Here is a 26,585-nt window from a genome sequence, read left to right as displayed (position 1 = left end):
CAGTTGGGGGCGAGGGCGCGCAAAACCTGTAAAAGGGACTGGTGAAAATCTCAGAGCTTGGCTAGGAAGATGGCTGACTGTGACAACTGAATCCCTTGGGAGGCCGCCAGATGGCGAAAATCACTTACATCGAGCACAATGGCACCGAGCACGTCGTGGACGTGGCAAATGGGCTGAGCGTCATGGAAGGCGCGCGCGACAACAACATTCCGGGTATCGAGGCTGACTGCGGCGGGGCTTGTGCCTGCTCGACTTGCCACGTCTATGTGGATCCGGCCTGGGTGGAGAAGCTGCCTGCGAAGGAAGACATGGAAGAGGACATGTTGGATTTTGCCTACGAGCCCGATCCCGCACGCTCGCGCCTGACCTGTCAGGTGAAGGTCAGCGATGCGTTGGACGGCCTGATCGTCCACATGCCCGAAAAGCAGATTTGATGCGGGCGCCGCGTCGGATGTTGCGCGTCTTGCGCCGTCCGGCGCGCGGCGCAGCGGCAGCGTTGTGCCTGTGGCTGGCCGGGTCGGTCGGCGCGCTGGCCGATATTGTCGGGGCTGAGTTCATTCAGCCGGTTGATCGCTATCACCACGATATTCTGGGCGATACGCCCGAATGGGGCGGGATGCGGTTGCGACTGTCGGATGGGCGCGCGGTGACGGTGACCTTGCCCGACAGCAAAATTTTCGAAGATACAGCGCCGCGCCTGGTGGACGTGGACGGGGACGGGGACGCCGAGGTGATCGCCGTTGAGACCACCAATACCGTAGGGGCGCGGCTGACTGTTTGGGATCAGACCGGCGTGATCGCTGCCACCCCCAACATTGGGCGGCGCAACCGTTGGCTGGCGCCAATCGGGGCGGCGGATCTGGATGGGGATGGCAAGGTCGAGATCGCCTATATCGACCGTCCGCATCTGGCCCGCTTGTTGCGTGTCTGGCGGTTTGATCAGGGCCAGCTGGTTCTGGTGGCCGAGCGCGACGGGCTGACCAACCACCGCATCGGCGACGAAGAGATCCTGAGCGGCTTGCGCGATTGTGGTGATGGGCCTGAGATGGTCACCGTGAACCGGGACTGGTCGCGCCTGATGGCTTCGACTCTGTCCGGGGGCAGCATCGCTGTGCAGGATATCGGGCCCTATCGAGGCCCGGCTAGTCTGCGGGCGGCGTTGGCGTGTCGTTAGCCGTTTGGCGCTGATCCAGGCTGTGGATCAGTTTGGCCAGGGAAACGCTTGGCGGGGCTTGCCAGGGGCGGTTGCCCCAGCCAAAGCCCATCCCCAGCAACACCAAAAGCAGTGAGGGCACCAATGCGGCCAGCAGCCTGTCTCCGCTGACACCCGTGGCCAGGGCCGCGATCGGCAGACCCGCGCCCACGCCCAAGCTGAGCACCCCAACGATAAACATGCCCAGCCGGGCGTTGCCGCGCATGCCATAGCTGACCTGCATGTCCGGGTACAGCGCGTGCACGTCGCGCAGGATGGCAACCACCAGTTCGGAAAAGGGTTCGCGCGCCGCCTCGGCGCCGGTGTCGATGTTCTGGCTGACCCGGCGGGTCTGGCCGTTGGCGTCCAGTTCCAGGTATCGGTTCGTCACATACCGCACCGAGGTTTCGGCATAAGACACGGCGGTGACATCGCGCAGATCCAGCGCCCAATCGGGCCCGGTCAGCACCGAGTCTTGCAGGGTAAATTCCAACTCGGCCCGCAACAGCGCCGGTTTGAACCCATAGACCGTCATTTCCCGGAATTCACCACATGCGGCCCGGCCAAGGTGCCCAGAGACTGGAACAGGCTGGCCGTGTTCGAGGCGCGGAATTTCTTCAGAAGTCGGCCGCGATGGACCTCGACGGTGCGATAGGACATGCCCAGGATCAGCGCGATTTCCTTGCTGGTTTTGCCTTCGCCCATCAACGAGAACACCTCGCGCTCGCGCCGGGTCAACGGCTGATAGGGGCGGGATTTTGACAGGTCGGCAAAGCTCCAGACGGCGCGTTGCAGCGGATCATCGGGGGTAAAGCTGTGGCCACGCACGCGGGCCCAAAACATCTGACCGTCCTTGCGCGCCATCACGCGCTCGTCCCAGTATCCTGCGTTTTCCTGCAGCTCTTTCACACCGCGATTGCGGATGTTCGCGAATTCTTCTTCAGACGGGTACAGAATGTTGAACAGCTTGTCGCGCAGCTCGGCGCGATCATAGCCGAACATCGCGGCGAAGGTTGGATTGCAATCGCGGATCACGCGGTTTTCCGTCACCACCAGCCCGATCGGCGCATGGGTGAACATCAGTTCCATGAAATCGCCGGTGGCATAGGCCTGATCAACGAGCTCGGTCATGGTTTGCGCAAGTCCTTTGGGGTGTTTCGCGCCATGATAGGGCGGACACCGGGAATGCGCAAATATCGTTTGCGAAGGTATGGCGGCCCGAATTTCGGGCTCGCCAAAAGGAGCGTTACAGCGCGCGCCAGCCGATATCGCGGCGGCAGAAGCCCTCGGGCCAGTCGATCTGATCGACCATGGCATAGGCGCGATCTGCGGCCTGGCGCAGGCTGTCCCCGCGCGCGGTCACGTTCAGCACGCGCCCGCCAGTGGCAACGATCTGGCCGTCCACCTTGCCGGTGCCCGCGTGGAAACACATCTCCGAGGAGCTCTCGGGCAGGTTGTCCAGCCCGTTGATTGGGCTGCCCTTTTCATACGCACCAGGATAGCCGTTCGCGGCCATCACCACGGTCATCGCGTGATCGTCGGCCCAGTTCACCTTGGCCTCGGACAGGCGGCCCTCGGCGCAGGCTTGCATCAGGTCCAGCGCTTGGGCGCCCAGGCGCAGCATCAGCACCTGGCATTCCGGATCGCCAAAGCGGACGTTGTATTCGACCAGGCGCGGCTGGCCGTCCTTGATCATCAGACCGGCGTACAGAACGCCCTGATAGGGCATGCCCTTGTCGGCCATGGCCTTCATGGTGGGGCGGATGATTTCGCTCATGGCTTTCTCGGCGATCTCGTCCGACAGCACCGGCGCGGGCGAGTAAGCCCCCATGCCGCCCGTGTTGAGGCCGGTATCGCCTTCGCCCACGCGCTTGTGGTCCTGTGCAGTGCCGATGGGCAGGCAATCCTCGCCATCGACCAGAATGAAGTACGAGGCTTCCTCGCCCTCCATGAATTCCTCGATCACGACCTCGGCGCCTGCGGCCCCAAACTCGCCGCCGAACATGTCATCGATGGCGTCCAGCGCGGTCTGTTCGTCCATCGCCACGATCACGCCCTTACCGGCGGCCAGACCGTCGGCCTTGACCACGATGGGCGCGCCGTTTTCGCGGATATGGGCCTTGGCGGCCTCGGCATCTGTGAAATGGCCATAGCCCGCCGTGGGGGCATTGGCGATGTCGCAGATTTCCTTGGTGAAGCTTTTCGAGGCCTCCAGCCGCGCGGCATCCTTGGACGGTCCGAACACGCTGAAACCGGCATTGCGCAGATCATCGGCAACCCCCGCGGCCAGCGGAGCCTCGGGGCCGACGATCACGAAATCAATCGCGTTTTCCTCGGCGAAATTTACCACGGCCACACCGTTTTCGATGTCCAGGCTGGCGCAATCGGCGATGGCAGCGATCCCGGCATTGCCCGGGGCCACGATCAGCTTGTCACATTTGGGGTTCTGCATGACGGCCCATGCCAATGCGTGTTCGCGTCCGCCGCCGCCCAGGATGAGGATATTCATGCCATGTCTCCGCTTGGCCTCTTGTTTGGGGCGTTCTAAGGTGGCTGGCGCACGGATACAAGTCAGGCCCCACATGTCGGAACTTTTTGATCAGGCCCCCGAGGGCCAAAACGCCCCGGAATTCAGCGTCTCCGAGATTTCGGGCGTGGTGAAACGCATGATCGAGGGCGAATTTTCCTATGTCCGCATCCGTGGCGAGGTGGGGCGCGTGTCGCTGCCGCGCTCGGGGCATGTGTATATGGATCTGAAGGATGATCGCGCCGTTCTGGCCGGGGTGATCTGGAAAGGCGTGGCCGCCCGTCTGACCACCCGCCCCGAAGAAGGGATGGAGGTCGTCGCCACCGGCCGTCTGACCACCTTTCCGGGCCAATCCAAATACCAGATGGTGATCGAGGATATCAAACCCGCCGGCATGGGCGCGCTGATGGCCATGCTGGAAAAACGCAAACAGATGCTGGCCGCAGAAGGGTTGTTTGCGCCGGAACGCAAACGTCCGCTGCCATATCTGCCCGAGGTGATCGGGGTGGTGACCTCGCCCTCGGGCGCGGTGATCCGCGATATCCTGCACCGCCTGCGCGACCGGTTCCCGCGCAAGGTGCTGATCTGGCCGGTCGCCGTGCAGGGCCAGAAATGCGCGCCCGAAGTGGCCAACGCGATCCGGGGCTTCAACGCGCTGACCCCCGGCGGCGCACTGCCCCGGCCCGACCTGTTGATCGTCGCACGAGGCGGCGGCTCGATCGAGGATCTGTGGGGCTTCAACGAAGAAGAGGTCGCGCGCGCCGCTGCCGCCTCGGACATCCCACTGATCTCGGCCGTGGGCCACGAAACGGACACCACGCTGATTGATTACGTGTCGGACAAACGCGCGCCCACACCCACCGCTGCGGCGGAGCTGGCCGTGCCCGTCCGGCTGGAACTGATGGGCTGGCTGGACCAGCAGAACGCGCGCCTCAGCCGAGCGCTGACCCAAGGCATCACCCAGCGCGGCCAACGTCTGCGCGATCTGGGGCGTGCATTGCCGCGCACGGACACGTTGCTGGACGGCTCGCGCCAAAAACTGGACTTGTGGGGGGATCGCCTGCCGCAAGGGTTGATCCGCTCGGTCCAGCTGCGTCGGGTCAAACTGTCAGAAGCGTCAGGCGGTTTGCGGGCCTCGGCGTTGCGCCGACAGATAGACGCCGAAAAGCGCCGCCTTTCGGAGCTTTCGCCAAGGTTGGAGGCAGGGCTGTCGCGGGCCGTCGCTGCCAAATCCGAGGCGCTGCGTGTACGGTCCGACAGGTTGAAGACTGGTCCGATTGAAGCTGATATCAAAAGAAAATCGCAAGACCTCACCAGAACGGCGCAACAGTTTGCACAGGTCGCGACCCATCAAACCGACAGGTGGCGCGAAAAGATGGAGCGTCTGAATCAACTTCGAGAGACCTTGGGGTACAAGGCGACATTGCAGCGGGGATATGCGGTGGTGCGCGGGGACGGAGAAGTCGCGACCTCAGCAAAAACCGCCAAGAAGGCCAAAGCGTTGGAGATCGAATTCGCAGACGGGAAAGTCGTGGTTGGCGAGGCGGGCAGATCTGCCTCCAGAGCGGCCCAAAAATCCGCGCCCAAGCCCCCGGAACAGGGCAGCCTTTTCTAGTCAGTGCGCGGGGTTCGTTGGTGGCTGGCCAATGCCTCCAGGCGCGGATTCATCACGTTTCGCCAGAGCGGCGGCACCAAAGCGATCACCGCCATCACTGGCAGCGAATGGGGCAGAATGGGCATCTCGGGCTCGAGCTGCAGGGCGGGGTAATGGCGCGTTGGATGGAGATGATGATCGGAATGACGTGGCGCATTCAGCATCATCGCGCTGGACCCGAGATGCGGGCTGTTCCACGAATGCTGAGGCGTCACCGGGCCGTATTTGCCCTGCTCGTCCGGGGTGCGCCGCAACCCGTAATGCTGCACGTAATCCGCCAGGAAAATCTGAATTTGGGCGTAGGTCGTGATCACCAGCAAGGCTGCGATGGCAGGGTATCCACCTAAAGTATAAGATAAAGAGAGGGCGATAAGTGCATATAATGCATAGGTAATATATGGTGTGATCTGCGCGCTTTTGCGTGAGGATCTTTGTCTGAGACGGCGCTCCGCGCGCATTCCGGCGATGAACGAGGCAGGCCAAGCATGGATCAGAAACCGCCAGAACCCAAGCCCCTTTCTGGCCGAGTTCGGATCCTGATCGGTGCCCACATGGACATGATGTACCAGCCGGTGGGCAGACACATGATGACCGATCAGAAGCGTCGCATAGGTCATGACGCCAAGGGCACGCAGCCCTCGGTTTGGACGGTGTATCAGTTCATGCGCATTCGGATGCCCGACCTGTCCGAAGAACAATCCAAACCCGATCAGCACGCCAAGGCGCTCGATCCCGGACAGATACGGGGCCAGGGAAATCGCCCAGACCGACAGGCCCAACATCGGTAGGTGTAAAAGGGCCAGAATGGTGGACAACACATCCCCCGAGGGGAACTCGGCCCTGTCCCGCCCACGCAACGCGGGGCCGTTCGCCAGCCTGTCCACGCTGTAGCATCCCAGCGTCATGCACAGCAGCCCCGCCCAGATCCAAACGCCTCCGAGCAACGCCCCAAGGCAGAGGCTTGCAGCAGGTAAGAGCGTGGCTAGGGCGAACAGATGCACGCGTGGCTCCGGGATCGGTTGAGATGCTGATTGACAGGCGGCCTAAGCGGCCCGTTTTGCCATCCTAGGAGCCCATATGTCCCGAAGGAAGCGAAAACCGGATTTTGTTCGAATAGGGACAGAAATTAGGGAAAAGAAGAAGGATATAGCCCATTGAGGTTGTAAAATCAAACGCCAACATCAGGCCCCATGCACATCATCGGCTGAGTGCTTTGGCGCGTTTCATACAGAATGGTGCCGCTGGTTTCGCCCTCGAACCGGGCGACCAGCCCTGCGGGATTGTCAAAGAAGCTCCAGCATTGCGGATCGGGTCGATCTTCGTAGACAAAGCAAATCTGGCCCGCCTCTTCGTACCACAGACCGTCCTTGCAGCGCCCATCCAGAAACGACCAGCGCACACGGCGGTCAGGCAGGTATTCCTCGGCACCATAAGGTTCGCCACCTTCGGCGAAATAGAAGGTCTTGTCGCGCGTATAGGCATCGAATTCTGCGCCGGTCATCGGAGTCTGGGCCAAAGCCGGCGCGGCGAACATAAAGAACAAGAACAACTGTTTCATGAGGATACTGTGACCTTGTATGTTTGAGTTTGCCAAGTCACAAATCCGCGCGTCGGGGTTTTCGGTGGATTTGTGCAAAGACGCGAAATGGTGTCAGCATGGGAGGCGGTCGATGATACTTTTCCTGTTGGGCGCTGGTCTGGCGCTGATCTACGGGGTCTGGTTTTGCTGGCGCCCGGAAAGCTGGCCGCGCAGTCTGATCAAAACCGGCAGCGTGGTGTTGCCCGCCCTGGCGCTGGGGCAGATGGGGCTGCCCTGGCTGGCTTTGGCCGGGTTATGGGCCTGCGCGCTGGGGGATTTTCTTCTGTCCCGTCCGAACCAGACAGCGCTGAAGGCCGGGATCGCAAGCTTTGCGCTGGGGCATGTGTTCTATGTGCTGGCCTTTGTGTTGATCCTGCCGGTGGCGGCGCCGGACGCTGTGTTCTGGCTGGTTGCATTGGGGTTGGTTGCGCTGGGGGTCTCGACCGAGCGCTGGCTGTCGCCACATACCGGAAACTTGCGCGCCGCGGTGCGTGGCTATGTCGTGTTGATCCTGGCAATGGGGATCGCGGCGGCGCTGCCGGGGGGACCGCGAATTTGGGTGCTATCGGGAGCACTGTGTTTCGTGGGCTCGGATCTGATCCTGTCGCGGCAACTGTTCCTGGGGCGCGAGTTGCGCAACGAGGCCCACGCGATCTGGGCGCTGTATTGGGGCGCACAGGCGCTGATCATGTATGGGTTCTACGCCTTTGCCGCAGGCTGAGGGCTTCCATTGCCGGGCCAGAATGGCTAGGTGAAGTGAAACATCTTCGGAGGCCCCATGTCCTTTTTCGGCAAGCTGAAACAACGTCTGACCCGTTCGTCATCCAAGCTCGATCAGGGGCTTGATGCGATTGTCGAGGATGGCGGTGCCGAAGAGGACGTGACCGAGGCGGTTGAGACCACGCCTGAACCGACCCCAGCACCCACACCAGCGACGTCGGTCGATCCAACGCCAGCAGCCGCGCCAGACCCCACTCCTGAGCCTGCGAAACCCGAAGCCAAACCCGGCATCATCGGGCGCTTGCTGGGGCGCGACGAAGGTCAGACTGTTGTGCGCCGCACCTTGGACGACGACATGCTGGAGCAGCTCGAAGAGCTGCTGATCGCCTCGGATATGGGGGTGGATACGGCGCTGCGCGTGACCGCCAATATCGCCGAAGGGCGGTTCGGCAAGAAGGTCTCGACCACCGAAATCAAAACCATCCTGGCCGAGGAAATCGCCCGCGTGATGGAGCCCGTCGCCAAACCGCTGCCTCTGTATCCCAAGAAACCGCAGGTCGTGCTGGTGGTGGGCGTGAATGGCTCGGGGAAAACCACGACGATCGGCAAGCTGGCCAGCCAGTTCAAGGCGGCCGGTAAGAATGTGGTGATCGCGGCCGGTGACACCTTTCGCGCGGCGGCCGTGGAACAGCTGCAAGTCTGGGGCGAACGCGCCGGCGTGCCCGTTCTGACCGCCCCCGAAGGCAGCGATCCCGCCAGTCTGGCCTTTGATGCGATGACCAAGGCCGAGGCCGACGGCGCCGACCTGCTGATGATCGACACGGCAGGGCGGCTGCAAAACCGCGCAGACCTGATGGAGGAACTGGCCAAAATCGTCCGCGTCATCCGTAAAAAGGACGAAACCGCGCCGCATAACACCTTGCTGGTGCTGGATGCCACGACGGGGCAAAACGCGCTGAGCCAGGTGAAGACGTTCCAGGATCTGGCCGATGTCTCGGGGTTGGTGATGACCAAGCTGGATGGCACGGCCAAAGGCGGCGTTCTGGTGGCGCTGGCGGACAAGTTCGGCCTGCCCATCCATGCCATTGGCGTGGGCGAACAAATCGACGATCTGGCCCCGTTTGATCCGGCCGATTTTGCCCGAGCGCTGACGGGTTTGGGCGACTAAACGCTGCCTTTCGCGAAAGCCACAGGATTCCCTCAGCTTATCCCCCGGTTTATCCCCAGCTAATCCACATGAGTCCGGTTGCGCCGGTCCTGCACCCGAGTCAGAAATTCAAGACTTGGACAGCGGGGCGGTGATTCCAGCCTGGGATTCGCCCGTTTCATCAGGGGGGTCTGGCCTTTGTGCCGGGGCCTCAAAGGCGCGGACGGCACGACTATGCTAGAGATATTCGAGACCCTGAAATCCCAATCCGAATGGGGTGAAACCGGCCTGTTCGAGGCTATGGATGACCTGATGGAATGGGCGCGTGTCGACTCGGATCAGGAGACCGGCGCCTGGCCCGATGGTCGCGTGGTCTGCGCCGAATGCGTGCTGACTCGGGGCGACGACGTGGTCGGAATGGGGCGCGTGATCTGGGACAGCCATGTCGAAGATTCGTGTCCGCGCATCGCGCATCTGTGCGTGACACCGGCCTATCGCACCGACTTTGTGATCGACAGCCTGCAAGCCACCCTGATCGAGGCCTATGCCCTACAACCTATCGGTGGGGATCTGGTGAAACGACTGGACGGCGGCACGGTTGATCTGGCCGATCCGGCGGGGGCGATGATCTCGGGGCAGGTCAGTCCTATGCAATTGCGCATGATATGAGCGCCTGGCTGATCAGCCTGGAGGGAACCGAGGCTGGCCATCAGGCCGCGCTGGCGCTGGCGCTGTTGGCGGCGTTTCTGCACGCTGTCTTTGGTGCTCTGCAAAAGGGGCGGCATGACCCGTGGCTGTCGCGCGGATCGATTGATTTCTTCTATGCCGCGATGGCCGCGCCCCTGGCCTTGTTCGTGGTGCCCTGGCCCGAGCCGCATATGTGGCCGATCTTTGCGATCGTTTGGATCATTCACCTGGTCTATAAAACGCTTCAGGCGATGGCCTATACCCGCGGGTCCTATACCGTGGTGTACCCGGTGGTGCGCGGGACAGGGCCGTTTTTCACCGTGATCGGCGCGTATCTGTTGTTTGAGGAAACCTTTACCCTGACGCAATGGCTGGGGGTTGGGGTCCTGCTGAGCGGGATTTTCGGGCTGGCGGTCTATAACTATGTGAAACTGGAGGTGGATCGCTCGACCTTGGGGGCGGCGCTGATCCTGGCGGTCATGACCGGAGGCATGGTGGCGGCCTATACCACCTATGACGCCTATGGAATTCGCGCCACGGCAGACCCATTTACCTTTTTGGCGTGGTTCTTTCTGCTCGATGGGCTGGTGATGCCGGTCGTGGCGGGGGTGCGCTGGCGCTCGATGGTGGACAAACCGGCCCTGCCGCCTCTATTGCTGCGCGGAGTTGTGGGGGCCATCGTGGCATTCCTGAGCTTTGGCTCGGTCATGCTGGCCACGCGGCTGGACAAGGTGGGCGAGGCAGCGGTGCTGCGCGAAACCTCGACCGTGTTCGCGGCCCTGATTGGATGGGTCGTGTTGAAAGAAACTGTGGGGCCGCGCAGGCTGGCCCTGATGGCATTGATCGCTGCGGGCGCGGTGATCGTCGAAATGGGAGGCTGAGCATGGCCGAAAAGATCAATCCGATGGTGAAAACCGGGCTGGAACTGGGCCCCATCGTTCTGTTTTTCGCAGCCTATCTGTGGCTCAAGGACCGCGTGTTCACCATGGGTGGCACCGAGTATGAGGGGTTCATTCTGGTCACGGCCGGGTTCATCCCGGTGATGCTGATTTCGACCCTGCTCTTGTGGAAACTGACGGGCCATCTGTCGAAAATGCAGATTGTCACGTTGGTGCTGGTGGTGATTTTCGGGGGGCTGTCGGTGTGGTTGAACGACGACCGGTTCTTTAAGATGAAACCGACGCTGATCTATGTGCTGTTCGGCGCGGCGCTGGGCATCGGTTTGTTGCGCGGCGAGAGTTATCTGCAAAGCGTGATGGATGCGGCCCTGCCGTTGCAAGACGAAGGCTGGATGGTGCTGACGCGGCGGCTGTGCGGGTTTTTCTTTGCGCTGGCGGTGCTGAACGAGGCGATCTGGCGCACGCAAAGCACGGAAATCTGGGTGTATTTCAAGACCTTTGGCCTGACAGCGGCGATTTTCCTGTTTTTCATGACGCAAGGCGGGGTGTTTAAGCGCTATGCGATTTCCGAGGAGGAGGGCTAGGGTCCGATAAAGCCCCGGCCTGACAGGGGGCAAGGACGGGGATTGAGTATTTTTGGAGCAAAGAAAGGCGCTTAGCCCTTTTGTCCGAACAGGACCTTCTGCGCCTGTTTGCTGTCCTGGATATTTTTCCGTTTTTCGGCGGCCAGGGCGCGGCCTGCCTGGACGGCGGGGCGCGTGGCGATCTCGTCAAGCCAGCGTTTCAGGTTGGGTTTGTCGTCAAGCGTTTGTTCCTGGCCTTCCCAGAGCGAGGCCCAGGGCCAGATGGCCATGTCGGCGATGGAATAGAAATCTCCGGCGACGAACGGATTGTCGGCCAGTTGGGTATCCAGCACGCGATAGAGGCGGCTGACCTCGTTACGGTAGCGGTCTTTGGCGTAGGGCAGATCGTTGGGGGGCTCCATCGAGGGGGCGTATTTCAGGAAATGGTGGGCCTGGCCGGCCATGGGGCCGACGCCGCCCATTTGCCACATCAGCCATTGGTCCACGGCGATGCGGTCGCGCTGGGTGGGGCCGCAGAACTGGCCGGTCTTGCGGGCCAGGTATTGCAGGATGGCGCCGCTTTCGAAGATCGCGATCGGGTCTCCGTCGGGCCCTTCGGGGTCAATGATCGCGGGCATCCGGTTGTTGGGGGCGATTTTCAGGAACCCCGGATCGAATTGTTCGCCTGCGCTGATATTCACCAGGTGCAGATTATAGGGCAGGCTCATTTCCTCGAGCGCGATGGAGATTTTCCATCCGTTGGGTGTGGGCCAGTAATAGAGGTCGATTGCTTTGGTCATGTGGGCTCCCCTTCCGTTGGGGGTCATGATGGCGCTTTGTGGACCAAAGGCAAGGCGGAGCGTTTCACAAAGACGGGACGGAACCGGGACCAGCGGGGGTGTGTGTGGCGGGGCAGGGCGGCCTGTAATGCGCCAATGGGGTGGCGGTGTGGGGCAAAGACCAGCGCGCGATAGAAATCAAAGACGCCGGGGCGCAGGTAGGCTGACCAGTGGCAAATGCGGCGTTGTGCCGGGGCCATTTGAAACCCGCGGGCGCGCAGCGTGTCCAGCGTTTCCGGGTCATCCAGCTGAATCGAAAGCATGTTGGGCAGCTGCGGCGGGGCGCTGCCCATGATCTTGTCTGCGCGCGGGATCAGCCGTTCCAGCAGGAAATCAAACAGGTCGTTTTCCCGGCTGGTGACGTTGAAGACCTCGGCCGTTTGTCCTGCTGGCGATTGCAAGGCGCGGCTGGCGGTGTTGCGGTATTCGGCCGGGGCAAGCAAGAGAATGCGGGCGATGCTGTTGGCGCGGGCCTCAGGCAGGGCCGACAAGATGACCCGGGCGCCCATGGAATGCCCGATCAGGTGGATGGGGCGATGGGGCGCCAGTTGGTGCAGGTGGTTGATCAGGCGGGACAGTTGTGCGCCTGCGCGTGCGGCCTCGTCAAAAGCGGCCCAGATCGAGCCAAGCGCGTTCCAGCCAAAGGCGATGCCCAGGCCCGGCGCCGCACCCTGGGGCCCAAAGCCTAGGGCGCGCGGCCAGCTGAGGGATTTGGGATTACGCGGTGCATCGGCGGTGGACAGGATATGCTTGTGCGGACAGACAGCCCTTGCACCGGGGGCAAAGCGAAATCCGTGGACCATGATGATCACGGGGGCCTCACCCTGTGCCATATGGCATGCATGGGCGATGCTGGGCCAGGCAGGGCGGTGCGATCCGTGCAGACGCAGCCCCTCTGACGTGGCATTGATCCGTAGAAGCGTCATTCCCCCGACCCCTCGCTACGTTTCTGCGGCTTGGTTAAGCAAACTGTGCAAAACGCGCGTGAACACTCGGTTACAGCTGCGTGACGGTTGACGTGCGTGCAGGCGGGGCGTATCAGGCGGGCGTGGCGATTTGTTACCGGATTGCGGGCCACGTAAAACATGCCGCTAAAAGGTCAGGATGAGAGAGCCCCTTTCGCTTGACCGCGTTCGGGGTTTTTTTATTGGCCGACAGGGCCAGAAGGACAGACAGATGAGCGACAGCTGGAAGAAACGCACCAAACTGGTACATGGCGGGACGCGCCGCAGCCAATATAACGAGGTCTCCGAGGCCATTTTCCTGACACAAGGCTTTGTCTATGACACGGCCGAGCAGGCCGAGGCCCGGTTTATCGAAACCGGCCCGGACGAGTTCATCTATGCCCGCTATGGCAACCCCACCGTCGCGATGTTCGAAGAGCGGATCGCCGCGCTGGAAGGCGCCGAGGATGCCTTTGCCACCGCCAGCGGCATGGCGGCTGTGAATGGCGCGCTGGTGTCGGCTCTGAAGGCGGGGGATCATGTGGTTGCCGCTAAGGCGCTGTTTGGCTCGTGCCTGTATATCCTCGAGGACATCCTGGTGCGCTATGGTGTCGAGGTCACGCTGGTGGATGGTGTGAATCTGGATGAATGGCGCGCGGCTGTGCGCGCAGACACCAAGCTGGTGTTCTTTGAATCGGTCTCGAATCCGACGCTGGAAGTTGTTGATATCACTGAAGTCTCCAAGATCGCCCATGCGGTCGGGGCCTTGGTTGCGGTGGACAACGTGTTCTCGACCCCGGTGTTTTCCAAGGCGATCGAGCAGGGCGCGGATGTCGTCATCTATTCGGCCACCAAGCATATCGACGGGCAGGGCCGCGCGCTGGGCGGTGTGATCCTGGGCACGCAGGAATTTATCCGCGGCACCGTTGAACCCTACATGAAACATACCGGCGCCGCGATGAGCCCATTCAACGCGTGGATCATGCTGAAGGGGCTGGAAACCATCGATCTGCGGGTGCGGGCCCAGGCGGAAAGCGCGCTGAAACTGGCCGAGGCCTTGCAGGGGCACCCGAAACTGAACAGCGTGATCTATCCTGGGCATCCCAGCCACGCGCAGCACGCGCTGGCCGTGGAGCAATGCGAAAAAGGTGGCACTGTGGTGTCCTTTGACGTTGCGGGCGGGCAAGAGGCGGCCTTCAAGGTGCTGAACGCGCTGCAGGTTGCGGTTATCTCGAACAACCTGGGCGATGCGAAATCCATTGCGACCCACCCCGCCACCACCACGCATCAGCGTCTGCCGGATGAACAAAAGGTCGAGCTGGGCATCACTCCGGGCCTGATCCGCTTTAGCGTCGGGTTAGAGGACGCCGAGGATCTGATCGCGGATATCCTGAACGGGCTGGATCAGGTTTAACCTGAAAATAACTGATCCAAGGCGTCGTTTTCGGCGTAATCCCTTTCGATATTGGAAATTTCCGGCAAGAGTGACTAAGTTACTCTCCCGGAAGGAACCCGAAAGGCCCGACGATGAACATTCACACGCCGGATATGGAAAAAGAGATGACACGCGACGAGGCCGCGCAGGCCTTGGCGCGGTTGCGTGCGTGGGCAAAGACCGCCAGCGCCGAGGAAATCACGGATCTGGACCCCTCGGTCGCAGCACTGCTGCCGGGGCAGGGGGCCAACTATCCGGCGCTGTCGCGCGATTATCCGGCCGATTTCACCGTGGATGCGGCCTATAAGGCGGATTTGCCGGACCTGCAAAATGGCCCGTCCAGCCTGATCCGGGGCGCACAGCGGCAAATTCAGCATGTCGGGATTTCGAATTTCCGCCTGCCGATCCGGTTTCATACCCGCGACAATGGCGATCTGACACTGGAAACCAGCGTCACCGGCACCGTCAGCCTTGAGGCCGAGAAAAAGGGCATCAACATGTCCCGGATCATGCGGTCGTTTTATAAACACGCCGAGAAGACCTTTAGTTTTGAGGTGATCGAGGCCGCGCTGGACGATTACAAATCCGACCTGGACAGCTTTGACGCCCGTATCCAGATGCGCTTTTCCTATCCGATGAAGATGGAAAGCCTGCGCTCTGGCCTGTCGGGATACCAATATTACGACATCGCGCTCGAGCTGGTGGAAACCGGGGGCGTGCGCAAAAAGATCATGCATCTGGACTATGTCTATTCGTCCACCTGCCCGTGCTCGCTGGAGCTGAGCGAACATGCCCGCATGTCCCGAGGGCAGCTGGCGACGCCGCATTCGCAACGCTCGGTCGCGCGCATCTCGGTCGAGGTGGACGGGGACGAGTGCCTGTGGTTCGAAGACATCATCGACATGGCCCGCGCCGCCGTGCCGACGGAAACCCAGGTCATGGTGAAGCGCGAGGACGAGCAGGCCTTTGCCGAGCTCAACGCCGCCAATCCGATCTTTGTCGAGGACGCGGCCCGCCTGTTCTGCGAGCAATTGCACAAGGATCCGCGCATCGGCGATTTCCGCATCGTGGCCAGCCACCAGGAAAGCCTGCACAGCCATGACGCGGTCTCGATCCTGGTCGAAGGCGACACGTTCGCAGCCGAAAGCATCGATCCAAAGATGTTCCAGACCCTTTTCCACGTGGGATGATCAGGGGTTTACCTAACGGAAACTGCTGAAACCCTGCGCATTCACTCCTGATTTTCGGAATATGTGCCCAAATTCGATGCGTTCCTTCGTCTGGTTGCCGCACGGGCACCAGAAGGATTCGGCGTGTCGCCAGGACTGAGTCAAAATCCCAGCGGGAGAAAACGATCAGTCCGGCACAACCTGTCGCACAAGAGTGATCTTTGCATGACAGACTTGGTTCGGGCCCGGAAATTATAAAGGATGTGTCTGATGATCCATGTGTTGAATCCCTACCAGCTCTCGACGTCTATGTTCCGCTTGGCGGCGTATACCTTCGAGGCCCAGATGTCATTCATGCGCGCGGTCACTCATCTGTCGACCCATGCGAACCCGGCCTATATCACGCGCGAAGCCATCATGGCCAAGGCTAAAAAAGACGCTGCCAAAGGGGGTGCCCCAGCGGCAAAACCTGCTGTTGTCGCCAAGGCCGTCGTGGCCAAACCGGCCCCTGCGAAACCTGCCGTCAAACCTGCCGCGACACCAAAAACCACGGCGCGCAAAACGGCCCCCAAGCCGAAAGTCGTTGCCCAGACGCCCAAAGAAGCGCCCGCACCTGTCGCGAAAACAGCGGCGCCCAAGGTCGCGGAGCCTGCTGCCAAAAGCACCGAGCCTGCGGCCAAGCCCGCAACCACGACAACTCCTGCTTCCAAACCTGCGGCCAAGACGACCAGCAAGACGACCAGCAAAACCGCGCCTAAAACACCCGCCAAGGCTGCGCCCAAGACCACCACCGCCCGGAAAACGGCCCCCAAGGCGACCACGACCGCGGCAGCCAAAACGCCTGCATCTGCACCCAAAGCGGAGCCGAAAGCCGAGACCAAAACCTATCGCGCGCCGTCCAAGCCTCCGGCGATGCCCGGGGCGGGCGAAACCACGGAATAACGCTGCATTGCAGCAATTGCACATCGGGCATGCTTAAATGGCATTGGTAAAGTCAGCTGTTCTTACCTAGTTTGAGTGTCAGGGAAGGGACCAAAACACCAAGAGGTTTCCAAAATGGCTGCTCCTGCAACTGACATTTCGTTCGCCAACCACGGTCTGCTGGACCGTACCGCATCTTTCTTTGCCGCGATTGGCAAGGGCCTGACCGCCTATACCTATCACGCGTCGCGCACCGAACAGATCAAAGCGCTGTCGGCGAAAACCGACGAAGAACTGGCCGAGATGGGTCTGACCCGTGACCAGATTCCGCACCACGTGTTCCGCGATCTGTTCTACGTCTGATCCGGCGCGTTCGTGCCTAGCGGTGGATTTCCACCGTCCCGAAGCCCTGAGCTGCGCCGTCAGTTCAGGGCTTCTGCATGTTCGGCGACGCGCTCTCTTGACAGTGGCGGCGCACAAGGCCAAGCCTCGACCCCATGTTTGACCTAAGACCCGTTGGATATGTTGTGGGCCTGCTGGTGGTGGGCCTGAGCCTGACCATGATCCCGCCTTTGCTGGTCGATCTGGTCGAAGGGCGCGGCCATTGGTTCGTTTTCCTGGAAAGCCTGCTGATCACCTTTGCCACAGGCGTTTTGCTGGCGATGTCCTGTCAGAACGGGCTGCGGGACCGGCTGAGCATCCAGCAGACCTTTTTGCTGACCACGGGCGTTTGGGTGGCGCTGCCGCTGTTTGGGGCGATTCCCTTTGTTCTGGGGGCGACCGATGCCAGTTTCACGGATGCCTTTTTCGAGGCCATGTCAGGCCTGACCACCACTGGATCGACGGTTTTCTCTGGTCTGGACGACCTGCCGCGCGGGATTTTGTTGTGGCGGGGCATTCTGCAATGGCTGGGGGGGATCGGCATCATCGTGGTGGCCATGGTGTTCCTGCCCGAGCTGCGCGTGGGTGGCATGCAGATCTTTAAGTCCGAGGCCTTCGATACGATGGGCAAAATCCTGCCCCGCGCAACCGAGATTGCCACCCAGATTTCGGTGATCTATGTCGCGATGACGCTGCTATGCGTGGTGTGTTACATCGTGCTGGGGATGCAGCCCTTTGATGCGATCGTGCATGCGCTGACGACGATCTCGACGGGAGGGTTTTCCACGCGGGATGCCTCGTTTGGGGCGTTTTCCGGGCCGTTGGAATATGTGGCTTCGGTCTTTATGATCCTCGCGGCGCTGCCGTTTGTGCGCTATGTGCAGATGGTGAACGGGCACCAGACAGCGCTGCTGAAGGACCCGCAGGTGAGGGGGTTTTTGCTGACCATCGCGCTGTTGGTGCTTGTGACCTATTTCGTGCTGACCACGATTTTTCCCCATCATTGGGAGCAAGCCTTCCGCGAGGCCTTGTTCAATATCACCTCGATCATCTCGGGGACGGGCTATGCCAGTGTGGATTATATGAATTGGGGTAACTTCCTGATTTCAATCTTCTTTTTCATCGGGCTGATTGGGGGCTGCGCGGGCTCGACCGCGTGTTCGATCAAGATTTTCCGCTATCAGATCCTGTTTGCCTCGATCCGCGCGCAGCTGCGCAAGACGCAATCGCCCAACGGTGTGTTCACGCCGCGCTATGCCGGGCGCAAGATTGATGACGACGTTCTGAACTCAGTCATGTCATTCTTTATGTTCTTTATCGTGACGCTGGGGGTGCTGGCGGTGCTGCTGGCGCTGACGGGGCTGGATTTCGTCACCGCTGTTTCCGGTGCTGCGACGGCCGTGGCCAATATCGGGCCTGGGCTGGGGGATCAGATCGGGCCCTCGGGGAATTTCTCGGGGCTGAATGATCCGGCCAAGTGGCTGCTGATCGCGGGGATGCTGATTGGGCGGCTAGAGCTGCTGGCCGTGTACGCCATCCTGACCGTCAGTTTCTGGCGCGCATGAAAAAGGGCGCAGCCTTGGCCACGCCCTTTTGATGTTTCACACAGTCTTTACTGCCAGCAGCTGACCAGTACGGTCATGCCCATGGCGCGGCCGGTCAGGTCCTCGGGGGGCATGGCGGTGATCAGGTCGGTTTGCGCGGCGCTAAGGCCCAGATCACCCAGCAGGCGCTGAATTTCGCTGCTGTCCAGGGCAAAGCTGACATCCTTGGGCAGCTGTTTGTCGCCCGTGGCCGCAGGCAGCAGCATACCCAGAACCTCGCCGCCCGTGTCAAAGACCGGGCCGCCCGCATCGCCGGGCAGGGCCGCCAGGGCCAGCCGGTTCAGCTCTTCCTGGCCCTGCAAGCCGCGCAGGTCAGCCAGGGTGCCATAGGTCAGCGTGGGCGCGTCCAGCAAACCCCCGAAAGAAAAGCCTGAAACGGTGATCTCGGATTGCAGACGCGGGATGGCGGTTTGGAAACGGGCAACGGTCGCCGGGGCCAGCCGCTCTGACGGGCGCAGCACCGCCAGGTTTTGATCCGAGCCCAGCACGGTTGCCTCCAGGCCGTCCTCGATGGTGATGCGGGAGCATTGCGCCACCACGTCGGCGGTGGTCACCACGGTGCCCTGATCATCCACAAAGAACCCCGAGCGAGTCAGCGCAGGTTTACGGATCTCCAGCCCGGAAACCAGATCGACACGTTGATCCATGTTGCTGCCGGCGGCTGGGTCCAGCACGCCGTCGGTGCGTTCAAAGCTGGCCTGCATCTCGCCCAGCAGGCGTTCACGGCGTTCTTCGTCGCCGGAGGGCCAGATCAGGGTGAAGCCTTTGATCTCACCATCCTTCAGCGTGGCCTGCGTGTGCGAGATGAAATCCGCACCTTCGCCCACCAGCAGGAACGAGTTCTTGTCCAGCTTGCGCGGGCCATTCAGCGGCACGATTTCCAACGTTTGCATGATGTCATACAGGCCATAGAGCGTGTTGCGATCCCCGGTTTGCGAGATCAGCAGAACCCGCGCACCCGGCACCGTGCCTGTGGGGGCAAAATGCGCATATGGGGCTTCGTATTTGTCGAAGCTCACGGCGCCAAGCGGCAGCTGGATGTCGATGCCGGTGCGCCCCTCGGCGACCAGTTGCAGGTCCAGACCTTCCAGGATGGCGTTGTATTGCGCCAGCAGCTCGGCCCGCTGGCGGGTGGTCAGAACGCCGGTGGGCTCGTACCCATTGGCCTCTTGCCAGGCGGCCATCGAGGCCCGGGTGCCGCGCCCAAACGCGCCATCAATCGCCGAGTTGTAATACCCCGCCCATTGCAGCAGCCGTTGCAGATCGCGTTTTTCGTCGCGGGTCAGCAGGTTTTCGCTGGCACGGGCTTCGCGCGGGGTTTCATCGACCTCGCGGATGTCGGGCTCGGATACGGGTTCCGGATCTGGGTCGTCTACCGTGACGGGCTGCACAGCGGTTTCGCCAACCGGCCAGAATTGCCGTTCGAAGTTTGACGAATACGCGATGAAGCTGTCGCGCGGGATCGCCCGTTCCGAGCGGTAAACGCGCAGAACCTGTTCGGCGTCACGGCGCGCGTAGGGGCCCAGCACGATGGCGTACCAGCCTCCGCGCATGGCGAATCCGTTCACGTCTTGCAGCCGGGTCGAATACTCCCGGGCGCGTTGCGTGGCGTCAGCCAGGGTGGGTTGCGCCTCGATCTGCACCCAGACAGCATCGTCCTGGGCAAACAGGCTGCGGGTGGCCAGCAGCACGAAAAGAAAGGCGGCAGTCACTAATCTCAACATAATTTCAAAAGGTCCTTGCCCTGTTTTGTTCGTCGTCTTTGGCCTGTTTTTAGCAAATCGGGCGTCTGGTGCACTTAAATAATGCAAGTTCGTGCAATTGACCCCGCTTCCTGCTGGACGTAGGTAGGGCGGGAATTTTTCTTTGCCTCTTTGTGGGGCGACAGGGCAGGAATGTCAGGGCAGGACTGATGGCAGACACGACCAGCAAACCGCGCAGCTTTCAAGAGATCATCCTGAGGCTTCAGAACTACTGGGCTGAAAAGGGCTGCGCCGTGATGCAACCCTATGACATGGAGGTCGGCGCGGGCACGTTCCACCCGGCCACCACGTTGCGGTCTTTGGGCTCGGTTCCGTGGGCTGCGGCCTATGTACAACCCTCGCGCCGTCCCACCGATGGGCGCTATGGCGAGAACCCCAACCGTTTACAGCATTACTATCAGTATCAGGTGCTGATCAAACCCAGCCCGCCGGATCTGCAGGATCTGTATTTGGGCAGCCTGCAGGCCATCGGCATCGACATGGACCTGCACGACATCCGCTTTGTCGAGGATGACTGGGAATCGCCCACTCTGGGCGCCTGGGGCCTGGGCTGGGAGGTCTGGTGCGACGGTATGGAAGTCAGCCAGTTCACCTATTTCCAGCAGGTTGGCGGGCACGACTGTCACCCGGTCTCGGGCGAGCTGACCTATGGTCTGGAGCGTCTGGCCATGTATGTGCTGGGTGTGGACCACGTGATGGACATGCCCTTCAACGCGCCCGACGCGCCGATTGCACTGACCTATGGTGATGTGTTCCGCCAGACTGAACAGGAATACAGCCGCTGGAACTTTGACGTAGCCAACACCGACATGCTGCTGAAGCATTTCGAAGAGGCCGAGCAGGAATGCGAGGACATCCTGGCGCAGGAAAACGTGGACCCCAAGACCGGCAAGCGCATCATCATGGCCCATCCGGCCTATGACCAGTGCATCAAGGCCAGCCATCTGTTCAACCTGCTGGACGCGCGCGGCGTGATTTCCGTCACTGAACGTCAGGCATACATCGGCCGCGTCCGTGCGCTGGCCAAGAAATGCGCTGATGCCTTTGTGCAAACCGAGGCCGGGGGCTGGGCGGCCGAATGACCGGGAAACTGATTGCGGGGCTTATCGTGGTAACTGCTTTGGCCGCCGGTGTGGCGATGTATTACCTTCAGGTATACGCTTATTATGACGAGGTCTCGGCCTCGGGCACGGACGACGTGCAGATGACCTCGTTGGCCAGCGGTCAGCCCGAACCGATCCTCTATGAGAATTTCCAGGCGATCGATTCCGACAGCTCGCCCATCCGGTTCCGCGCTTGCTTCACCACCGGCCACAGCCAGGCCATGCTGACCGAGACCTTCCAGCCCTATGCCAAAGCCGCGCCGCTGGTTGCGCCCGGCTGGTTTGACTGTTTCGACGCCAAGGAACTGGGCCGCGCGCTGGAAAATGGCACCGCCTTGGCCTTCTTGGGTCAGGAAAACTATCGCTATGGCATTGATCGCATCGTCGCCGTGATGGACGACGGGCGCGGCTATGTCTGGCACCAGATCAACCATTGCGGCGAGGTCGTGTTCAATGGCGAACCCGTCCCCGCAGATTGCCCAACTCCGCCGGAAGGCCACTGATATGTCCGATTTGCTGATCGAACTCTTCTCGGAAGAAATCCCCGCCCGCATGCAGGCCCGCGCCGCCGAGGACCTAAAAAAGCGTGTCACTGACGGTCTGGTTGACGCCGGTCTGACCTATGCCGGTGCGGCCGCGTTTTCCACGCCCCGCCGCCTGACGCTGACCGTGCAGGGCCTGCTGGACGAAAGCCCCACCGTGCGCGAAGAACGCAAAGGCCCCAAGGTCGGCGCGCCCGACAAGGCGATTGAGGGTTTCCTGCGCGGCGCCGGTCTGACCCGTGATCAGCTGGAAGAACGCGAAACCCCCAAGGGCAACGTTTACTTCGCCACCATCGAAAAACCGGGCCGCCCCGCCGCCGACATCGTCGCCGAGGTGCTGGAGGCCACGATCCGCAACTTCCCCTGGCCCAAATCCATGCGCTGGGGCGCAGGGGCACTGCGCTGGGTGCGTCCGCTGCACTCGATCCTGTGCATCCTGACCAATGATGCGGGCGAGGTCGCCACTGTGCCCATGTCCGTCGACGGGATCGAGGCTGGCAACACCACCCAAGGGCACCGTTTCATGGCCTCGGGGCGCTTTGCTGTGTCCGGCTTTGATGACTACACCGCCAAGCTGAAACGCGACCACGTAATCCTGTCCGCCGAAGAACGGGCTGATCATATCTGGCAGGACGCCACCAACATGGCCTTCGCCGCCGGTCTGGAGGTTGTCGAGGATCGCGGATTGCTGGCCGAGGTGGCCGGTCTGGTCGAATGGCCCGTCGTCCTGATGGGCGAGATCGGCGCCGAATTCCTGGAACTGCCCGCCGAGGTGCTGCAAACCTCGATGAAAGAGCACCAGAAGTTTTTCAGCGTGAAGAACCCCAAAACCGGGCGGATCGAACGCTTCATCACCGTCGCCAACCGCGAAACCACCGATCAGGGCGCGACCATTCTGGCGGGCAACCAAAAGGTGCTGTCGGCGCGTCTGTCGGATGCGAAATTCTTCTGGGAAAACGACCTGCGCGTCGCCAAACAGGGCATGTCCGAATGGACCGGGCGCCTGTCCAACGTGACCTTCCACAACAAGCTGGGCACCCAGGCCGCGCGGATCGACCGGATCGCCGCCCTGAGCCGCGAGATCGCCCCGGTGCTGTCGGTCGAACCCGATCTGGCGCAGCAAGCCGCCGAGGTGGCCAAGGCCGATCTGTCCTCGGAAATGGTCTATGAATTCCCTGAACTTCAGGGCCTGATGGGGCGCTATTACGCGCAGGCCGCGGGCCTGCCGCAGCCCGTCGCCAACGCCTGTGAACAGCATTACCAACCGCTTGGCCCCTCGGATGATGTGCCGTCCGAGCCCGTTTCGTCCATCGTGGCGCTGTCCGATAAGCTGGACACGCTGACCGGGTTCTGGGCGATTGACGAGAAACCCACCGGGTCCAAGGACCCCTTCGCGCTGCGCCGCGCTGCGCTGGGGGTGATCCGCATCATTCTGGCCGGGGACATCCGCGTAAATCTGGATCGCTTCATCGACAGCCAGCTGCTGAAACACCAGATCAACCAGGCTGATGCCAACGGTGACGACCTGGAGGCAATGAACACGCTGGTCGATGAAATCGCCGATCACGGCGTATTTGGCGCCGCGCTGGAGACCGTGCTGAACCGCCTGACTGGCGATGCGAAAACGGCCGTCGAAACCGTGGCCGCGCCCGTGCCGGACACCAGCGCCGATCTGCTCAGCTTCTTCCATGACCGCCTGAAGGTCTATCTGCGCGATCAGGGCCTGCGCCATGACGTGATTGATGCCTGTCTGGCCATGCCCGGCAATGACGACCTGACGCTGCTGGTCAAACGCGCCCGCGCGCTGGGGGATTTCCTGAAGACCGATGACGGGGAAAACCTGCTGCAAGGGTTTAAACGCGCCAACAACATCCTGACTCAGGCCGAGGAAAAGGATGGCGTGGAATATTCCTATGGCGCGGATGTGAAATTCGCCGAAACCGACGAAGAAAAGGCGCTGTTCGCCGCGCTGGACGCGGCCGAGGCCCAGATCAACCCCGCGATGGAAACCGAGGATTTCGAAGCCGCAATGCGGGCGATGGCCTCGGTTCGGGCGCCGATTGATGCGTTTTTTGAGGCTGTCCAGGTCAATTCCGACAACGAAATCGTACGCCGCAACCGCCTGAACCTGTTGTCGCGCATTCGCGGGATCTGCCTGAGCGTGGCAGACCTGACGGTGGTCGAGGGCTAAGGCGACACGCGTCCTGCCACCTCTGCTAATTTGGCCCGTGCCCGGATTTTTCCAGGCGCGGGCTTGCCTTGTCTGGGATCAGGCGTATTCTGCGGCAACTTAGGAAAGGCGCCGCAGTGCAGCAAAACGATCCCGATGTTACCCTGATCACGCAATCCGCCCCTGTGGCGACCAACACTCATGGCGGGCGCGCAAAATGCCTGCAACGCCTGGTGCGACTGGACTTGCCGGTGCCCAAGACCGTGGCGCTGAGCTTTGATGCCGTGCATCGGATTGCGGCCGGGGAAATGCCGGACATTCACGCGATGCTGGAGCCATTTGGCGATGTGCCATTGCTGTGCGTGCGCCCCTCTTCGGAAGATCCCGATTGGGGTGGGCCGGGGGCGGTGCTGAATATCGGCATGAATGACGCGGTGTATGTCGATCTGTGCGACATGCTGGGCCAGGATGCGGCCAGCGCGATGTATTTCCGGTTTGTGCAGGCCTATGCAATTCACGTGGCGCGGCTGGACCCGGATATGTTCGAGGACGTGGCGATGGACGGCCCCGAAGGCCTGTCCGAGGTGCTGCGCGCCTACGAAGACGAAACCGAAGAGACTTTTCCTCAGGATCCGGCGGTGCAACTGGGCGAGGTATTGCGCTCGATGGCGCGCGCCTGGGAGGGCACAACCGCCCGCCTGCTGCGCCAGGCCAAGGGCGCGCCTGCCGATGCAGGTCTGGGCCTTGTGGTTCAGGAAATGGCCATGGGGATGGGCAAGGGTGAATGCGGCTCGGGTGTGATCCAGCTGGTGAATTCCAAGACCGGAGAGCCCCAGATCACCGGGCGCTATCTGTCTCAGTCGCAGGGGCGGGACGCGTTGAAGGCCGGGCCCGAAGCGTTGTACCTGGAACGTGATCCGCGGGGCCCCTCGTTGCAGGAACTGGCCCCGCAGGCCTTCGACGATCTGATCGAACATACCAAGCTGATGCGTATTCGCCTGCGCGAGGAAATGCAGGCCGAGTTCACCATCGAAGATGGCCAGGTGCATATTCTGGACGGTGTGCGGGTGGCGCGCTCGGCGCGGGCGGCGGTGCGGATCGCGGTCAGCCTGGCCGAGGATGGGATTATCTCGAAAGAAGAGGCCCTGCTGCGGATCGAACCTCGTGCGATGAATGAATTGTTGCACCGGCAAGTGGATCCGAGCGCCAGTCGCGACCCGATTGCCTTTGGGATCGCGGCCAGCCCGGGTGCCGCGACAGGACGGATCGTGTTCTCGGCGGCCGAGGCCCAGGCAAGTGCGGCGCGGGACGAAGCCTGTGTTCTGGTGCGACGCGAAACCAGCCCAGAAGACATTCGCGGAATGCATGCCGCGGTGGCCGTGTTGACCGAACGCGGCGGCATGACCAGCCACGCGGCGGTGATCGGGCGTGGGATGGGCCTGCCCTGCGTGGTCGGGGCCTCCAGCCTGAAGTTCCATTTGCGCCGCAAGGTGCTTGTCTCGACCGACGGGCGTGAATTCCGTGCAGGGGATGTGATCACGATTGACGGCACCAATGGCGAGGTCCTGGCCGGTGAGGCCCCCTTGCAAGAGGCCGCACAGGACGATGCGTTTCGCGCCCTGATGGGCTGGGCCGACGAGGTGCGCGATATCGGGGTGCGCGCCAATGCCGATACGCCCGCCGATGCGCAAACGGCCCGCAACTTTGCCGCCCAAGGGATCGGCCTGTGCCGGACCGAGCACATGTTCTTCGAGGCTGACCGTCTGACCGTGATGCGCGAGATGATCTTTGCAGATGACAGCGAAGACCGACGCGCCGCCTTGGAACGTTTGCTGCCGATGCAGCGCGATGACTTTGCCGAATTGTTCCGCATCATGCAGGGACAGCCCGTTTGCATCCGTCTGTTTGACCCGCCCTTGCACGAATTCCTGCCCTCGGATCGGGCCGGGCATCGCGAACTGGCCGAGGCGCTGGATCTGCCCTTGTCCGACGTCACTCGCCGGGTCGAGGCCCTGAGCGAGTACAACCCGATGCTGGGGATGCGTGGGGTCCGTCTGGGGATCACCGTGCCCGAGATCTATGAAATGCAGGCCCGCGCCATTTTCGAAGCGACGATCGAAGGCAGCCGCGATGGGGACCCTGTGGTGCCCGAGATCATGATCCCGCTGGTGTCAGCCAAACGCGAGGTCGAGCTGGTCAAAACCCGGATCGACGCGGTCGCGGCGGCCGTGCGCAACGAAAGCGGTGTGAACTTTGAGTACCGTCTGGGGGTGATGGTGGAAACGCCGCGCGCAGCGTTGCGGGCCGGGGAAATCGCGCCGCAATGTGCATTCCTGTCCTTCGGCACGAACGACCTGACGCAGATGACCTATGGTCTGTCGCGCGATGACGCCGGGCGTTTCATGTCCACCTATGTGCAACAGGGGGTCTACCCCGAGGATCCGTTCCATATGCTGGACACTGACGGGGTGGGCGAGCTGCTGAGCATCGGCGCCGCACGCGGTCGCGAGACGCAATCCGACCTGACATTGTCGATTTGCGGCGAGCACGGCGGCAACCCCGAATCAATTGCATTCTGCCGCGCAGCAGGGTTTGATTATGTCTCGTGTTCACCGTTCCGGGTGCCGGTTGCACGTTTGGCGGCCGCACAACTGACCGTCCGCGACAAAATGCGGGGGATTCCCTGTAAGTAACCGTATTGTAACGGTTTTTGATTCATCTACACGGGTTGGCGACGCTGTCGCGG

25 protein-coding genes and 1 riboswitch are annotated in these 26,585 nt (G+C 61.7%); of the genes, 17 read left to right on the top strand and 8 right to left on the bottom strand.

The annotated features are described in order from the left end of the window. The first annotated feature begins 110 nt into the window (after positions 1–110). Both ACXADQ_RS20005 and ACXADQ_RS20000 read left to right on the top strand, forming a co-directional pair. Positions 111–434 (top strand): 2Fe-2S iron-sulfur cluster-binding protein, encoded by a 324-nt coding sequence (locus ACXADQ_RS20005; protein WP_475325609.1) that lies wholly within the window; start codon positions 111–113, stop codon positions 432–434. Continuing rightward, complete coding sequence (locus tag ACXADQ_RS20000) at positions 434–1,174, top strand: FG-GAP repeat domain-containing protein (RefSeq protein ID WP_475325607.1); 741 nt, start codon at positions 434–436, stop codon at positions 1,172–1,174. Before ACXADQ_RS20005 ends, ACXADQ_RS20000 begins: the two co-directional genes overlap by 1 nt. Here the strand turns inward: ACXADQ_RS20000 and ACXADQ_RS19995 are convergent. The 3 genes from ACXADQ_RS19995 to purD form a co-directional block, all read right to left on the bottom strand. Next, positions 1,143–1,727 (bottom strand): hypothetical protein, encoded by a 585-nt coding sequence (locus ACXADQ_RS19995; protein ID WP_475325605.1) that lies wholly within the window; start codon positions 1,725–1,727, stop codon positions 1,143–1,145. The two genes, ACXADQ_RS20000 and ACXADQ_RS19995, sit on opposite strands and share 32 nt — an antisense overlap. Further along, positions 1,724–2,323, bottom strand: coding sequence for a LuxR C-terminal-related transcriptional regulator (locus tag ACXADQ_RS19990; protein WP_475325601.1), 600 nt, complete (start codon positions 2,321–2,323; stop codon positions 1,724–1,726). Before ACXADQ_RS19990 ends, ACXADQ_RS19995 begins: the two co-directional genes overlap by 4 nt. A 115-nt stretch (positions 2,324–2,438) precedes the next feature. Continuing rightward, complete coding sequence (gene purD, locus ACXADQ_RS19985) at positions 2,439–3,701, bottom strand: phosphoribosylamine--glycine ligase (protein ID WP_475325599.1); 1,263 nt, start codon at positions 3,699–3,701, stop codon at positions 2,439–2,441. A 73-nt stretch (positions 3,702–3,774) separates the two neighbouring features. Here purD and xseA point away from each other — a divergent pair, with 73 nt between their 5' ends. Then, positions 3,775–5,334: an exodeoxyribonuclease VII large subunit gene (gene xseA, locus ACXADQ_RS19980; RefSeq protein ID WP_475325597.1), complete on the top strand. Its 1,560-nt coding sequence runs from the start codon at positions 3,775–3,777 to the stop codon at positions 5,332–5,334. Here xseA and ACXADQ_RS19975 read toward each other — a convergent pair. After that, complete coding sequence (locus ACXADQ_RS19975) at positions 5,331–6,374, bottom strand: alkane 1-monooxygenase (RefSeq protein WP_475325594.1); 1,044 nt, start codon at positions 6,372–6,374, stop codon at positions 5,331–5,333. The two genes, xseA and ACXADQ_RS19975, sit on opposite strands and share 4 nt — an antisense overlap. Before the next feature lie 167 nt (positions 6,375–6,541). Next, a complete protein-coding gene (locus ACXADQ_RS19970; RefSeq protein WP_475325592.1) occupies positions 6,542–6,931 on the bottom strand; it encodes a hypothetical protein in 390 nt (129 codons plus the stop codon). A gap of 112 nt (positions 6,932–7,043) precedes the next feature. Between ACXADQ_RS19970 and ACXADQ_RS19965 the strand changes: the two genes are divergently transcribed. The 5 genes from ACXADQ_RS19965 (at position 7,044) to ACXADQ_RS19945 (ending at position 10,989) form a co-directional block, all read left to right on the top strand. Then, positions 7,044–7,673: a lysoplasmalogenase family protein gene (locus ACXADQ_RS19965; protein ID WP_475325590.1), complete on the top strand. Its 630-nt coding sequence runs from the start codon at positions 7,044–7,046 to the stop codon at positions 7,671–7,673. Positions 7,674–7,730: 57 nt separating this feature from the next. Next, positions 7,731–8,840, top strand: a complete 1,110-nt coding sequence (ftsY, locus tag ACXADQ_RS19960; RefSeq protein ID WP_475325588.1) for a signal recognition particle-docking protein FtsY — start codon at positions 7,731–7,733, stop codon at positions 8,838–8,840. Between the two features lie 213 nt (positions 8,841–9,053). After that, complete coding sequence (locus ACXADQ_RS19955; RefSeq protein ID WP_475325586.1) at positions 9,054–9,488, top strand: hypothetical protein; 435 nt, start codon at positions 9,054–9,056, stop codon at positions 9,486–9,488. After that, positions 9,485–10,387: an EamA family transporter gene (locus ACXADQ_RS19950; RefSeq protein ID WP_475325583.1), complete on the top strand. Its 903-nt coding sequence runs from the start codon at positions 9,485–9,487 to the stop codon at positions 10,385–10,387. The genes ACXADQ_RS19955 and ACXADQ_RS19950 overlap by 4 nt, the downstream gene beginning before the upstream one ends. Positions 10,388–10,389: 2 nt before the next feature. Further along, positions 10,390–10,989 (top strand): inner membrane-spanning protein YciB, encoded by a 600-nt coding sequence (locus ACXADQ_RS19945; RefSeq protein WP_475325581.1) that lies wholly within the window; start codon positions 10,390–10,392, stop codon positions 10,987–10,989. 71 nt (positions 10,990–11,060) lie between these two features. On the opposite strand, the gene ACXADQ_RS19940 is transcribed toward ACXADQ_RS19945, so the two are convergent. After that, positions 11,061–11,768, bottom strand: a complete 708-nt coding sequence (locus ACXADQ_RS19940) for a glutathione binding-like protein (protein ID WP_475325579.1) — start codon at positions 11,766–11,768, stop codon at positions 11,061–11,063. Positions 11,769–11,791: 23 nt separating this feature from the next. Beyond that, positions 11,792–12,733: a DUF726 domain-containing protein gene (locus ACXADQ_RS19935; protein WP_475325577.1), complete on the bottom strand. Its 942-nt coding sequence runs from the start codon at positions 12,731–12,733 to the stop codon at positions 11,792–11,794. 112 nt (positions 12,734–12,845) lie between these two features. Then, a riboswitch (SAM riboswitch) is annotated at positions 12,846–12,922 on the top strand. Positions 12,923–12,983: 61 nt separating this feature from the next. Here ACXADQ_RS19935 and metZ point away from each other — a divergent pair. From metZ to ACXADQ_RS19910, 5 genes are all read left to right on the top strand, one after another. Beyond that, complete coding sequence (metZ, locus tag ACXADQ_RS19930; RefSeq protein WP_475325574.1) at positions 12,984–14,165, top strand: O-succinylhomoserine sulfhydrylase; 1,182 nt, start codon at positions 12,984–12,986, stop codon at positions 14,163–14,165. 113 nt (positions 14,166–14,278) lie between these two features. Continuing rightward, entirely contained in the window at positions 14,279–15,376 is a 1,098-nt protein-coding gene (gene folE2, locus ACXADQ_RS19925; protein ID WP_475325570.1) for a GTP cyclohydrolase FolE2, read from the top strand. 249 nt (positions 15,377–15,625) lie between these two features. Then, on the top strand, positions 15,626–16,297 hold the full coding sequence (locus ACXADQ_RS19920) for a hypothetical protein (RefSeq protein WP_475325567.1): 672 nt from the start codon (positions 15,626–15,628) through the stop codon (positions 16,295–16,297). Positions 16,298–16,411: 114 nt separating this feature from the next. Next, a complete protein-coding gene (locus ACXADQ_RS19915) occupies positions 16,412–16,639 on the top strand; it encodes a hypothetical protein (protein ID WP_475325564.1) in 228 nt (75 codons plus the stop codon). Positions 16,640–16,773: 134 nt separating this feature from the next. Continuing rightward, complete coding sequence (locus ACXADQ_RS19910; protein WP_475325560.1) at positions 16,774–18,222, top strand: TrkH family potassium uptake protein; 1,449 nt, start codon at positions 16,774–16,776, stop codon at positions 18,220–18,222. 47 nt (positions 18,223–18,269) lie between these two features. Here ACXADQ_RS19910 and ACXADQ_RS19905 read toward each other — a convergent pair whose 3' ends face one another. Next, the gene (locus ACXADQ_RS19905; RefSeq protein ID WP_475325556.1) at positions 18,270–19,985 is read right to left on the bottom strand and encodes a serine protease; all 1,716 of its coding nucleotides are present in this window, start codon (positions 19,983–19,985) and stop codon (positions 18,270–18,272) included. Positions 19,986–20,173: 188 nt separating this feature from the next. On the opposite strand from ACXADQ_RS19905, the gene ACXADQ_RS19900 reads away from it, so the two are divergent. The 4 genes from ACXADQ_RS19900 (at position 20,174) to ppdK (ending at position 26,532) form a co-directional block, all read left to right on the top strand. Continuing rightward, a complete protein-coding gene (locus ACXADQ_RS19900) occupies positions 20,174–21,106 on the top strand; it encodes a glycine--tRNA ligase subunit alpha (RefSeq protein WP_475325552.1) in 933 nt (310 codons plus the stop codon). Then, entirely contained in the window at positions 21,103–21,630 is a 528-nt protein-coding gene (locus ACXADQ_RS19895; protein WP_475325547.1) for a DUF6446 family protein, read from the top strand. Before ACXADQ_RS19900 ends, ACXADQ_RS19895 begins: the two co-directional genes overlap by 4 nt. 1 nt (position 21,631) lies before the next feature. After that, positions 21,632–23,860 (top strand): glycine--tRNA ligase subunit beta, encoded by a 2,229-nt coding sequence (gene glyS, locus ACXADQ_RS19890; protein ID WP_475325543.1) that lies wholly within the window; start codon positions 21,632–21,634, stop codon positions 23,858–23,860. Between the two features lie 116 nt (positions 23,861–23,976). Next, the gene (gene ppdK, locus ACXADQ_RS19885; RefSeq protein WP_475325539.1) at positions 23,977–26,532 is read left to right on the top strand and encodes a pyruvate, phosphate dikinase; all 2,556 of its coding nucleotides are present in this window, start codon (positions 23,977–23,979) and stop codon (positions 26,530–26,532) included. Positions 26,533–26,585 lie beyond the last annotated feature (53 nt).

The sequence above is a fragment of the Thalassovita sp. ABM4_323 genome (assembly GCF_056158665.1).
The sequence above is the reverse complement of the archived record's forward strand: the minus strand, read 5'-3'. Positions and strand labels throughout refer to the sequence as shown.

Coding starts and splice junctions, on each gene's coding strand:
- ACXADQ_RS20005 (WP_475325609.1), top strand. CDS start 111: ATGGCGAAAATCACTTACATCGAGCACAATGGCACCGAGCACGTCGTG.
- ACXADQ_RS20000 (WP_475325607.1), top strand. CDS start 434: ATGCGGGCGCCGCGTCGGATGTTGCGCGTCTTGCGCCGTCCGGCGCGC.
- ACXADQ_RS19995 (WP_475325605.1), bottom strand. CDS start 1,727: ATGACGGTCTATGGGTTCAAACCGGCGCTGTTGCGGGCCGAGTTGGAA.
- ACXADQ_RS19990 (WP_475325601.1), bottom strand. CDS start 2,323: ATGACCGAGCTCGTTGATCAGGCCTATGCCACCGGCGATTTCATGGAA.
- purD (WP_475325599.1), bottom strand. CDS start 3,701: ATGAATATCCTCATCCTGGGCGGCGGCGGACGCGAACACGCATTGGCA.
- xseA (WP_475325597.1), top strand. CDS start 3,775: ATGTCGGAACTTTTTGATCAGGCCCCCGAGGGCCAAAACGCCCCGGAA.
- ACXADQ_RS19970 (WP_475325592.1), bottom strand. CDS start 6,931: ATGAAACAGTTGTTCTTGTTCTTTATGTTCGCCGCGCCGGCTTTGGCC.
- ACXADQ_RS19965 (WP_475325590.1), top strand. CDS start 7,044: ATGATACTTTTCCTGTTGGGCGCTGGTCTGGCGCTGATCTACGGGGTC.
- ftsY (WP_475325588.1), top strand. CDS start 7,731: ATGTCCTTTTTCGGCAAGCTGAAACAACGTCTGACCCGTTCGTCATCC.
- ACXADQ_RS19955 (WP_475325586.1), top strand. CDS start 9,054: ATGCTAGAGATATTCGAGACCCTGAAATCCCAATCCGAATGGGGTGAA.
- ACXADQ_RS19950 (WP_475325583.1), top strand. CDS start 9,485: ATGAGCGCCTGGCTGATCAGCCTGGAGGGAACCGAGGCTGGCCATCAG.
- ACXADQ_RS19945 (WP_475325581.1), top strand. CDS start 10,390: ATGGCCGAAAAGATCAATCCGATGGTGAAAACCGGGCTGGAACTGGGC.
- ACXADQ_RS19940 (WP_475325579.1), bottom strand. CDS start 11,768: ATGACCAAAGCAATCGACCTCTATTACTGGCCCACACCCAACGGATGG.
- ACXADQ_RS19935 (WP_475325577.1), bottom strand. CDS start 12,733: ATGACGCTTCTACGGATCAATGCCACGTCAGAGGGGCTGCGTCTGCAC.
- metZ (WP_475325574.1), top strand. CDS start 12,984: ATGAGCGACAGCTGGAAGAAACGCACCAAACTGGTACATGGCGGGACG.
- folE2 (WP_475325570.1), top strand. CDS start 14,279: ATGAACATTCACACGCCGGATATGGAAAAAGAGATGACACGCGACGAG.
- ACXADQ_RS19920 (WP_475325567.1), top strand. CDS start 15,626: ATGATCCATGTGTTGAATCCCTACCAGCTCTCGACGTCTATGTTCCGC.
- ACXADQ_RS19915 (WP_475325564.1), top strand. CDS start 16,412: ATGGCTGCTCCTGCAACTGACATTTCGTTCGCCAACCACGGTCTGCTG.
- ACXADQ_RS19910 (WP_475325560.1), top strand. CDS start 16,774: ATGTTTGACCTAAGACCCGTTGGATATGTTGTGGGCCTGCTGGTGGTG.
- ACXADQ_RS19905 (WP_475325556.1), bottom strand. CDS start 19,985: ATGTTGAGATTAGTGACTGCCGCCTTTCTTTTCGTGCTGCTGGCCACC.
- ACXADQ_RS19900 (WP_475325552.1), top strand. CDS start 20,174: ATGGCAGACACGACCAGCAAACCGCGCAGCTTTCAAGAGATCATCCTG.
- ACXADQ_RS19895 (WP_475325547.1), top strand. CDS start 21,103: ATGACCGGGAAACTGATTGCGGGGCTTATCGTGGTAACTGCTTTGGCC.
- glyS (WP_475325543.1), top strand. CDS start 21,632: ATGTCCGATTTGCTGATCGAACTCTTCTCGGAAGAAATCCCCGCCCGC.